Annotated in this window: 10 protein-coding genes and 1 tRNA gene; 2 read left to right on the forward strand and 9 right to left on the reverse strand. The window is 56.0% G+C overall.

Annotation, left to right across the window (positions count from 1 at the left end):
- Position 1 precedes the first annotated feature (1 nt).
- Positions 2 to 334, reverse strand: coding sequence for a hypothetical protein (locus tag ACIO0C_RS29240; protein WP_401317676.1), 333 nt, complete (start codon positions 332 to 334; stop codon positions 2 to 4).
- Positions 335 to 654: 320 nt separating this feature from the next.
- On the opposite strand from ACIO0C_RS29240, the gene mgtE reads away from it, so the two are divergent.
- The gene (mgtE, locus tag ACIO0C_RS29245; protein WP_401317678.1) at positions 655 to 2,097 is read left to right on the forward strand and encodes a magnesium transporter; all 1,443 of its coding nucleotides are present in this window, start codon (positions 655 to 657) and stop codon (positions 2,095 to 2,097) included.
- A gap of 101 nt (positions 2,098 to 2,198) precedes the next feature.
- On the opposite strand, the gene ACIO0C_RS29250 is transcribed toward mgtE, so the two are convergent.
- Entirely contained in the window at positions 2,199 to 2,525 is a 327-nt protein-coding gene (locus tag ACIO0C_RS29250) for an Arc family DNA-binding protein (protein ID WP_401317681.1), read from the reverse strand.
- Between the two features lie 581 nt (positions 2,526 to 3,106).
- Here ACIO0C_RS29250 and ACIO0C_RS29255 point away from each other — a divergent pair.
- Positions 3,107 to 3,183: transfer RNA gene (locus tag ACIO0C_RS29255), tRNA-Arg, on the forward strand.
- Positions 3,184 to 3,532: 349 nt separating this feature from the next.
- On the opposite strand, the gene ACIO0C_RS29260 is transcribed toward ACIO0C_RS29255, so the two are convergent.
- From ACIO0C_RS29260 to ACIO0C_RS29290, 7 genes are all read right to left on the reverse strand, one after another.
- Positions 3,533 to 3,967: a DUF6691 family protein gene (locus ACIO0C_RS29260; RefSeq protein WP_401317683.1), complete on the reverse strand. Its 435-nt coding sequence runs from the start codon at positions 3,965 to 3,967 to the stop codon at positions 3,533 to 3,535.
- Between the two features lie 2 nt (positions 3,968 to 3,969).
- Positions 3,970 to 4,404: a YeeE/YedE family protein gene (locus tag ACIO0C_RS29265; RefSeq protein WP_401317686.1), complete on the reverse strand. Its 435-nt coding sequence runs from the start codon at positions 4,402 to 4,404 to the stop codon at positions 3,970 to 3,972.
- A 215-nt stretch (positions 4,405 to 4,619) separates the two neighbouring features.
- The gene (locus ACIO0C_RS29270) at positions 4,620 to 4,892 is read right to left on the reverse strand and encodes a heavy-metal-associated domain-containing protein (protein ID WP_401317688.1); all 273 of its coding nucleotides are present in this window, start codon (positions 4,890 to 4,892) and stop codon (positions 4,620 to 4,622) included.
- 114 nt (positions 4,893 to 5,006) lie between these two features.
- Positions 5,007 to 7,277 (reverse strand): heavy metal translocating P-type ATPase, encoded by a 2,271-nt coding sequence (locus ACIO0C_RS29275; protein WP_401317701.1) that lies wholly within the window; start codon positions 7,275 to 7,277, stop codon positions 5,007 to 5,009.
- Positions 7,278 to 7,367: 90 nt separating this feature from the next.
- The gene (locus ACIO0C_RS29280) at positions 7,368 to 7,619 is read right to left on the reverse strand and encodes a DUF2933 domain-containing protein (RefSeq protein WP_401317691.1); all 252 of its coding nucleotides are present in this window, start codon (positions 7,617 to 7,619) and stop codon (positions 7,368 to 7,370) included.
- Positions 7,620 to 7,744: 125 nt separating this feature from the next.
- Positions 7,745 to 8,149, reverse strand: a complete 405-nt coding sequence (locus ACIO0C_RS29285) for a hypothetical protein (protein ID WP_401317693.1) — start codon at positions 8,147 to 8,149, stop codon at positions 7,745 to 7,747.
- A 99-nt stretch (positions 8,150 to 8,248) separates the two neighbouring features.
- On the reverse strand, positions 8,249 to 8,644 hold the full coding sequence (locus tag ACIO0C_RS29290) for a hypothetical protein (RefSeq protein ID WP_401317696.1): 396 nt from the start codon (positions 8,642 to 8,644) through the stop codon (positions 8,249 to 8,251).
- Between the last annotated feature and the right edge of the window lie 317 nt (positions 8,645 to 8,961).

Here is an 8,961-nt window from a genome sequence, read left to right on the forward strand (position 1 = left end):
TTTAAAGCGGGCTTTTTGCCGTCTGGGATTTGGCTTTTCCCTTCGTGCATCCTCTCTCGTCGAACTCGATGCTGGCGCTTCGACCTCGTTTGGTCTGGTAGTGGTAGCGGGTGCTTGAGTTTCCAATACTGATCTTGTCTCGCTTGCCCAGAGCGCTCTCGACCTCCTGTTGGCTCATGCCGGCGAACGTAAGGCTTTCGTCGATCGCGCAGCTCATCGTGGTAAAGGTGATGCGCCCGTCAGGGGCTTGGCAGCGGTGAATCGTTGCGCCGGATGCATCGAGCGGCAGGTAGAGCAGGGTGGCGAGTCCCAGGCGGGAGATTCTCGATGGCATTGCGCGTCCTCCATGACGGCTACTGATGAAGGCTAGCGCCTGCATTTTCCATCGCCAGCGTGATTTCTTTTCGAGATAAGTCGTCCACTTTCAAGTGTCAGGCGCGCGCTCAAGATTGTTTCGCAAGCGCTTGTTTCAGCCGCGATTTTTTAACGTTTTAAGCCGTCAGTCGGTGTATGATTGCGCCCGTCAGCCCCGCCGGGGCTTTTGGATTACCTCCATGGACTTACCCAGTAGTTACTCAATACCCCGATTTTCCAATCATGAATTGACTGATTGATCCTTCCGGCGCACCCCGCTGCTGGGAGTGGAGTTCGCCTATGTCTGAAGTAGAAGTTAAGAAAACGCAGGAAAGCTTGCAGGACCGCCTGGCTCAGGTTGTTGAGCTGTTGCAGCGTCAGCGAGTGGTTGAAGACCTGACTCATCGCCAGGAAGGTCCTAATCAGGATCGAGTCGAAAACCTGGTTCACCGGCAAAATCTTGTTGAGTTGCAACGCAAGCTCGATGACCTGCACTCCGCCGACGTCGCCTATATTCTTGAAGCCCTGCCGCTGGATGACCGCCTGACACTCTGGCAGTTGGTCAAGGCTGATCGCGACGGCGACATCCTGCTCGAAGTATCCGATTCGGTTCGTGAAACCCTGATCGCCGACATGGACGATCACGAGCTCCTGGCTGCGGCCAAGGACATGGATGCTGACGAGCTGGCCGACCTGGCTTCCGAGCTGCCGCGAGATGTCGTCCATGAGCTGATGGAGACCCTCGATGCTCAGCAACGCGAGCGTGTGCGCTCGGCGTTGTCCTATGACGAGGACCAGGTCGGCGCGCTGATGGACTTCGAGATGGTCACCATCCGCGAGGATGTCAGTCTCGAAGTGGTTCTGCGTTACCTGCGACGCCTCAAGGAGCTGCCAGGCCATACCGACAAGTTGTTCGTGGTTGACTACGACGGCGTGCTCAAGGGTGTGCTGCCGATCAAGCGCTTGCTGGTCAACGATCCGGAGAAGCAGGTTTCCGAGGTCATGGCCAGCGATCCGGTGAGTTTCCATCCGGATGAAGAGGCCTACGATGCGGCCCAGGCGTTTGAACGTTACGACTTGATTTCGGCCCCCGTCGTCGACAAGAACGGCAAGTTGATCGGCCGTCTGACCATCGATGAAATGGTCGACCTGATTCGTGAGGAGAGCGAAAACGAAGTTCTCAACATGGCGGGTCTGCGTGAAGAAGAGGATATTTTCGCGTCGGTCTGGAAGTCCCTGCGTAACCGCTGGGCGTGGCTGGCAGTGAACCTGATCACCGCATTTGTGGCTTCCCGGGTGATTGGCCTGTTCGAAGGCTCCATTGAGAAGCTGGTGGCGCTGGCTGCATTGATGCCGATCGTTGCGGGTATCGGAGGTAACTCCGGCAACCAGACCATCACCATGATCGTTCGGGCCATGGCGCTGGACCAGGTGAGTACGGGTAACACTTCGCGGCTTATGCGCAAGGAGCTGGCGGTTGCCTTGATCAACGGCGTGATTTGGGGTGGGGTGATCGGCGCGGTGGCCTACCTGTTGTATGGCAGTTGGTCACTCGGAGTGGTGATGACCGCTGCCATGACCCTCAATCTGTTACTTGCGGCATTGATGGGAGTCTTGATCCCGATGACACTGGCGCGACTCGGGCGGGATCCTGCCATGGGGGCCAGTGTGATGATTACCGCCATGACCGACAGTGGTGGCTTCTTTATCTTCCTTGGGTTGGCGACGATTTTCCTGCTCTGAGGCACTTGTTTAGCAGCCCGCCCTACGGCGGGCTTTTTTATGGCTGAACTTCAGGCAAAAAAAAGCCAGCGATCAGGCTGGCTTGAACTTGCGGGGATGAATCAGGAGGCGTCTGAAGTCATTTCGGCGTCATGGGCGATCAATGAAACAAGCGCATTTTGCTGGCGGTGAGAGAGTTGGCGGAAACGCTGCAGCAGTTCGCGCTCGTGCAGTGACAGCTCCGGGCTGTCCAGGCGCATGCTCAGCTCTTCGCCCAGTGCGCCTTCCTGAATGAGACTCTGCTCCAGTCGCGCAATGATTTCGGAGTTCATGCTGCGGTGATGATTGCGAGCCACCTCGGCAATGCGTTCACGCATTCCGTCTGGCAGACGTACGACGAACTTGTCAGCCGTACGGCTGGAATAAATTGCCTGTTTCAATGGGCGCATATATTTAACCGGTTAGTTCAGGGGAGCGGTTCTCGGGATTGGCCGCAGGATGTCTGATAGGACAAGCGCTCTGGCCAAATGTTCAACCTGAATTGATAGAGGCTCGCATCATGCCTCAAATTCGCCAGTTCATTGGCGTCAATTCTGTGACAAATATTGATCTGGATAAAGGCGTTATGCCAGCACCAATTGTCAGAAATGCGGACTGGTCTTGAAAATTTCCCGGTCCGTGTCTCTGGCCGCGTCCTTTGCCCCCGCCGGACTCCTGAAAAAAAACGGAGGGGCATCCCATGCGTATTCGATCACTGTTCCTTATCTGTACAGGATAGTGGCAAATGGCCGATTTACTAGGGGGGCGCGTGTAACGAGAGTCATTTAGGATGGGTGGCGGGATGATTTTCATGGGGCGGGCTTCATGGCGGGGAAGGCGCTGGTCCTCTTCTGGCTTGTGCATGAAAACTTCAAGCTCTCGCCTGACATCTGCCTACACTTAAAAAGCCCACGGATGACATGACAAAGGCAGGTTGGCCCGTTAACATGCATGCCGTCTATCGCCACGCGTATCTTCGCGGGCATCTTGTGTCTCAGTAGCTCAATTGGATAGAGCATCCCCCTCCTAAGGGGAAGGTTGGCAGTTCGAACCTGCCCTGGGACACCATATAATTCAATGGTGTCAGCAGTTTTTTGGAATCGCGTCCCCCCCCATCGTGACAGCAGGGTGGCAGCAGCAAGACGCCACATCGCCTAATGCTCATGACATTTCGGTTAATCTGTTGTGCTTATGGAGCAGCGATGCAGGAAAACCATCCAGTCTGGGATGTCTACGACCAGCTTCGCACTGCGCACCTCAACGAATGTACTACGGCTGCCGCTCCTGAATTTCTAGTCTGAAATCGTTGTCGCTGTTACCTCCTCGTCTTTGGCAATTGCAGGTTTTGATGGCTTTAAGATTTTGACGCCTTGGCCTGACAGTACCGTATCGGCTCCTAGGTAAAATTCAGGTGGCTTTACCCACGGAACGACCCACGACGTTTTTGTCGCTCAAACCATTCGAATAGCGCCATGCCGGCCAACATGGCCACGACAAACACCGCGCCCTTGAAAATGCCCGAGCCCAACAGCACCAGAGAGGGGCCCGGGCAAATCCCGGCCAATCCCCAACCGAACCCAAATAGTAGGCTGCCGATGATCAGGCGTCGGTCGACGTGTCGAGCTGTGGGCAGATTCATCGGCAAGCCAAGCAGTGATCGCGTTCGGTTTCTTGCCAACCAAAAGCCCAGGGTAGCCACGGCAATGGCACCGGCCATGACGAATGCCAGCGAGGGATCCCACGCCCCGGTCAAGTCCAGGAACCCCAGGACTTTGGCAGGGTTTGTCATGCCTGAAACCAGCAAACCGATCCCAAATATGAGCCCGGCAATCCAGGCGAAGAAGAGTGCCATGATCAATTCCCTCCCAGTAGGTGGCGAACCACAAAGACGGTGACAAACCCAGCACTCATGAACACTAGAGTCGCCACCCCTGAGCGCGGCGACAAGCGCGACAGGCCGCAGACACCGTGACCGCTGGTGCAGCCAGCCCCATAGCGCGTGCCAATGCCGACCAACATGCCGGCGACGATCAATAGCGGATAACCGGCATCGATCTGCAACTTGGGCAGTGGCGCAATCAGGCGGTAAAGCAGCGGAGCCGTGAGTAGCCCCAAGACAAATGCTATGCGCCAGGCGACATCACCAGCCACCGGGCGCAGAAAACCGCCGACAATTCCACTGATGCCGGCGATGCGCCCATTCAACAGCACGAACAGGGTAGCGGCAGTGCCTATCAGTAGGCCGCCAATCAGAGCGCTCAGCGGTGTGAAATGGTTCAGATCGATCATGGTGACCAACTATTAGCCTTAGGGACAGTACAGTTCATACAAAGTAGCGAGAAGGGTGAGCACCCTCTCGTCGGATAACGTAGTCGTCAATGGCTAGGATAATCGGCGACTACTTGATCGGTATCCGTTAGGGTCTGACCTATCACCTGATATGGCTGTTTGGTTTGGCCGTTCATACCGCGATGATTGACGCGTCGAGGGCCATGTACTAATGCTTACCGACAGCAGCAACCGCCGCCGTTCCCGCCACAACCCGAGGTTTTCTTACTCGCTACGCTTTCCACTGTCGCCAGCTGTGCTGGATAGCCCGCGTTCTCCAGGACTGCAAGCAGCGCATGGCTGTCCGAATCGCCGCTGACCTTCACCCGTCCGGTTTGTAGATCCACTGTTACGTCACTGACTCCTTCGAGTGGGCGCAGCGCTTCAGTGACATGTTTGACACATGAGCCACAGCTCATGCCCTGGACTTGCAGTTCAACAGCTTTCATTGGTGACTCCTCACAACAAAGTTGATCATGGGAAGACTGACGCATGAGGCCTTTCTGCGGCGTTGGCTTATCCTCAACCTTGCTGCCATGGCAAGGTCAAGAGATTGTTTTCACTCAATCAATGGAAGCCTGGCGCAGGCGCAAGGCGTTGAATACCACCGACGCCGAGCTGACGCTCATGGCCAGTGCGGCAATGAGCGGTGACAGAAGGTGGCCGGTAAGTGGAAAGAACAAGCCGGCAGCCAGTGGGATGCCCATGGCGTTGTAAAGGAAGGCGAAGGTCAGGTTCTGGTGCATATTTCTCACCGTTGCAACTGACAGGCTGCGAGCACGCAGGATACCGAGCAGATCCCCCTTGACCAGGGTGACCTGAGCGCTGTTCATCGCTACGTCAGTGCCAGTGCCCATGGCGATACCTACATCAGCGCGAGCCAGTGCTGGGGCATCATTAATGCCGTCGCCGGCCATCGCCACCCGGTGTCCGGCTTGTTGCAAGGATGCCACCAGACGTTCTTTATCTTGCGGTTTGACCTCGCCGTGAACCTCCTCGATGCCCAACTGGCGAGCTACCGAGCGAGCAGTCGTAAGGCCGTCGCCAGTGGCCATGATGACCTTGACGCCATCCGCCTGCAGACGCTCGACGGCCAGCTTCGTGGTGTGTTTGATGGGGTCGGCAACAGCCAGCAAACCTGCCAGGGCGCCATTGACTGCCAGGTACATGATGCTCGTACCGTCGCCGCGTAGCTTCTCGGCATGTGCTTGCAGGCTCTCGGTGGAAACACCCGCCTCCTGCATCAACGCGGTATTGCCTAGCATCAGGCGGCGACCCTCCACCTGACCGCTTACACCGATACCTGAGGTTGACTCGAAGGTTTCAGGTGCCACCAGTTTTAGCCCTGCGGCACGAGCCTGCTCGACGATGGCAAGGGCCAGTGGATGCTCACTGCCCTGATCGAGACTTGCGGCCAGGCGCAACACTTCATCCTGACTAAATCCGGGTACTGCCTCGACGCTATGGAACGCTGGGCGACCTTCAGTGAGGGTGCCAGTTTTGTCGACTATCAAGATGTCTATCTTGCGCAGGTTTTCGATGGCGGCGGCATCGCGAAACAATACGCCGCTGCCAGCAGCCTTGCCGGTGGCAACCATGACTGACATCGGTGTCGCTAGGCCAAGGGCACAGGGACAGGCAATGATCATGACCGCGACAGCGTTGATCAGTCCGAACACCCAACTTGGCTCGGGCCCCCACAGCCCCCAGCCGAGTAGAGTCAGCGCGGCGATAGCAATAACAACGATCACGAAGTAACTGGCAATCACGTCTGCCAGCCGTTGCATCGGCGCTTTTGAGCGTTGTGCCTGCACAACCATCTGTACAATCTGTGCGAGCAGGGTCGCTGACCCTATCTTCTGCGCTTGCATCAACAGACTGCCGTGAATATTGAGGGTGGCGCCGATCAGCGCGTCGCCGGCCCTTTTCATTATCGGTATTGGCTCGCCGGTGAGCATCGACTCATCTACAGCGCTTTCGCCTTGCAACACCTGGCCGTCGACAGGCACTTTTTCGCCCGGACGCACACGTAATGTGTCGCCGCTGTGTACGTGTGTCAGTGGGATGTCTTCTTCCGTGCCGTCGACATTGATCCGACGGGCAGTTTTTGGGGCCAGTCCAAGCAGCGACTTGATGGCAGCCGAGGTTTGCGAGCGAGCCTTGAGCTCAAGCATCTGGCCGAGAAGGGTCAGTGAGATGATTACAGCCGCCGCTTCGAAGTACACACCGATGCGGCCCTCCATCATGAAGTTGCTGGGGAATACATCGGGAGTCAGGGTGGCCACGACGCTGTAAAGGAAGGCCGCCGCCGTGCCGAGGCCGATTAGTGTCCACATGTTCGGACTTCGCTGAATCACCGAACGCACACCACGCACATAAAACGGCCAGCCAGCCCACAGCACGACCGGTGTAGCCAATCCTAGCTCGACCCAATTTTGCGTGGTGCCATGGAACAGCACCAGGGCATGGCCACCCATAGCCAGCACGGTTACGATCACTGTCAGTGGCAATGTCCACCAGAAGCGCCGGGTGAAGTCCTTGAGTTCTAAGTTCTCTTCTTCCTCCAATTCGGGAATCACCGGCTCTAAGGTCATGCCGCACTTAGGGCAGACGCCGGGGCCGATCTGGCGAATTTCCGGATGCATGGGGCAGGTGTATTCAGCGGCACCCGTTACCGGCTCTGCTGTTGTCTGATGGACTTGTTCGATTTTCAGTTGAGATATTCGATAACGCTCGGGCGCTGCCCTGAAGGTCGCTTGGCATTTCTGGCTGCAGAACCGGTAGGTTTGCCCCTCATACTCGGTGCTGAACTGGCTGTCGTTACTGACGGTCATGCCACATACCGGATCATGGGAGCCGGTGGGTTGGGGTTCAGACTTCTGTATTGGGTCGTGCTCTTGACGAAGCTCAGGGGTGCGCATGCGCTATCTCCTTTGCGCATTCTTGGTTGAGTCTGAAATTTCTCCGTGATGGCTGTGACCGCCGTGGTGGTGTCCGAAAATATGCATCAGTGGGCACAACAGCAAAATCATGTAAGGCAGGAGGCCCAGCATATGGCCGTAATGTTCTCTGGCCAGGTAAAACAGCGCTATCACTAGCAGCATGCCCAGCGCTATACCTGGTTTGCTCCTCCAAAAAGCTGGAGAGGTGTTAGCGGAATGTGGTGAATTCATCATGGTTCTGTACTCCTGAGGGAGTGCTATATAGTGATACGTCGTAAAGGTGCAACGGGCGGCAGTTTTACCCTTGGCATATTGGCTAAAGTAAAACCGTCGCTGCATTGCCTACAGGCTTGTGCGCATCACTTGCTCATCGGCATGTTCATCATGCTCGATTGCTGATCCATCATTTTCATCATCATGTTCATCATTCCCATACCCATGCCGTCTTTGTTACCGGTCATGCCCATGCCCATGCCATGACAGTTCTTCTGCATCATGGCCATGCTGTCCTTCATCGTCTTCATGCTCTCCTGCATGGCAGCGTGTCGCTCGGCAGGAGTTTTAGCAGAGGCTGCTTTGTCGTGTGCAGCCTGCATTTTTTGCATTTGCTCGGTCATGACATTGTTTTGCATCGGCGTAGCTGTTTCGCTCGTCTGGCCGGGCGCGGTCTGCCCTTGCTCCGGGTGTTGCTCGTCGACTGCCGAGGCGATGAGTGGGCTGCTGATCAGCAGGGTGGCGAGGATAATTTTCATTGAGGCATGCATGGCAATCTCCAAAGGGTGAGGACAACTCGGGTAATACCAAGCCGCACCAGGTTGGCGCAGTCAGGCAGTGCGCCGAAGATCGGCGCGCAGAAGGTCGGATTAATCGTTGAAACGGACGAAAATCAGGCGGGCAGGCGGTCTGGCCGGTACAGGGCGCCATAAGGCAAGAAAGGCAAAAGCGGAGGGATTAGCGGGAATCGAAATTAGCAACGCAGGGATCAGTAACAGAAAGGTCCAACTGAACAGATCAAATGTTTGAAGAAGGGGCGAAGGACTTACAGCTATCGCGGCATCGGCGCAGTGCTGAAGGCAGCCGAGGGCATGGGTGTCGTGGCTCTCGTGATTTTGCGGGGTGTTGAGCGAGATATGCGTTGTAGCCGGATTGTGGCTGGGCTGTGCCAGACATCCTTGGGTCGCTGCCACACCAAACGCTAACACCCACAGCACGATGGCGAGGCGTATGAACGTTGGTTGACGATGGCGAAACCAGAACATGGAGAATCTCCGGTACTGATTAGCGGGTTTTTATTTTTTCAACATACAGCACATCGAAGTGCCACGGTTGATCCACATCAATTTATGCAGCCAGGTCTCGGCTTTTCGTTTTGGTCTCTTCTATATAGAGGGGAGGGCGGCTTTTCCTGTCGCTGGTAACTTCTCGATAGAAAATCAAAATCAACGCTTGACGGCAGATTCTGGAAGCCTATAATTCGCCCCACTTCCGGCGCAGTCGAAACGGAAAACTCCTTGGTAAACAATGAGTTACGCAGTTTTCGGCGACAGGTTGCTTCAGTTCATCGAAGCTAAAAGGA

The sequence above is a fragment of the Pseudomonas sp. NPDC087336 genome, assembly GCF_044744285.1.
Lineage (GTDB): Bacteria > Pseudomonadota > Gammaproteobacteria > Pseudomonadales > Pseudomonadaceae > Aquipseudomonas.

Excerpts from the sequence above, each read along its gene's own strand:
- ACIO0C_RS29240 (WP_401317676.1), bottom strand. The coding sequence starts at position 334 with ATGCCATCGAGAATCTCCCGCCTGGGACTCGCCACCCTGCTCTACCTG.
- mgtE (WP_401317678.1), top strand. The coding sequence starts at position 655 with ATGTCTGAAGTAGAAGTTAAGAAAACGCAGGAAAGCTTGCAGGACCGC.
- ACIO0C_RS29250 (WP_401317681.1), bottom strand. The coding sequence starts at position 2,525 with ATGCGCCCATTGAAACAGGCAATTTATTCCAGCCGTACGGCTGACAAG.
- ACIO0C_RS29260 (WP_401317683.1), bottom strand. The coding sequence starts at position 3,967 with ATGGCACTCTTCTTCGCCTGGATTGCCGGGCTCATATTTGGGATCGGT.
- ACIO0C_RS29265 (WP_401317686.1), bottom strand. The coding sequence starts at position 4,404 with ATGATCGATCTGAACCATTTCACACCGCTGAGCGCTCTGATTGGCGGC.
- ACIO0C_RS29270 (WP_401317688.1), bottom strand. The coding sequence starts at position 4,892 with ATGAAAGCTGTTGAACTGCAAGTCCAGGGCATGAGCTGTGGCTCATGT.
- ACIO0C_RS29275 (WP_401317701.1), bottom strand. The coding sequence starts at position 7,277 with ATGACCGTCAGTAACGACAGCCAGTTCAGCACCGAGTATGAGGGGCAA.
- ACIO0C_RS29280 (WP_401317691.1), bottom strand. The coding sequence starts at position 7,619 with ATGATGAATTCACCACATTCCGCTAACACCTCTCCAGCTTTTTGGAGG.
- ACIO0C_RS29285 (WP_401317693.1), bottom strand. The coding sequence starts at position 8,149 with ATGCATGCCTCAATGAAAATTATCCTCGCCACCCTGCTGATCAGCAGC.
- ACIO0C_RS29290 (WP_401317696.1), bottom strand. The coding sequence starts at position 8,644 with ATGTTCTGGTTTCGCCATCGTCAACCAACGTTCATACGCCTCGCCATC.